The sequence below is a fragment of the Vibrio sp. 1978 genome (genome assembly GCF_033344345.1).
Map to the genome: position 1 here is coordinate 1 of NZ_JAWPOP010000474.1, position 691 is coordinate 691.

Sequence of the window (691 nt, forward strand, 5' to 3'; positions counted from 1 at the left end):
TTGTGGTCTAATTAATGGTGTGGAGATTTGCGCTTTTTGTAATGCAAATTACCGACTGAAAAGTAAGTTATTGGATTTTTTAACAGCAAAAGATAGACAAAAACGCCTCAAATGATAGGATCTTCCGCTTTCACGGAATGTAAAACGTATCGTGTTCGAACGATTTTTTGTTTGGTACGGAAAAAATAATACAAAAATAGAGAGGAACGATGACAAAGGGTATAGATAAGTACAGTATTGACAGTACCGACTATACGGTAGGTCAAGACAACGTTCAAAAGTGGGGCTTTGATGTTCATAACCCAGTTTTTGGTATTAGTGCAGGCTTTATTGCACTGTTTCTTGTCGCAGCATTAGTTCTAGATGCTCATACCGCGAAGACGGCATTGGATGGGCTTAAGTGGAAGATCATTGGTTCATTCGACTGGCTGTTTATTATCGCTGGTAACATTTTCGTTATTTTCTGCTTAGCGTTGATTGTGTCGCCGCTCGGGAAAATACGCTTAGGCGGTAAAGATGCCGTCGCTGATTATTCATTCATGTCTTGGCTCGCGATGTTGTTCGCAGCCGGTATGGGCATCGGATTAGTGTTTTTTGGTGTGTCTGAGCCAATGTCGCACTTCAGCTCTGCACTTGGCGGCGTGAACATTGAAAATGGTGTGCGCACCGGCTGGGCACCACTTGGTGGGGC

General features: G+C 43.3%; 1 protein-coding gene. It reads left to right on the plus strand.

Annotated features, from left to right (window positions below; translation table 11 throughout):
- Positions 1 to 209: 209 nt before the first annotated feature.
- The coding region (locus R8N49_RS27300) for a BCCT family transporter (RefSeq protein ID WP_318190473.1) at positions 210 to 691 on the plus strand (482 nt) is incomplete at its 3' end.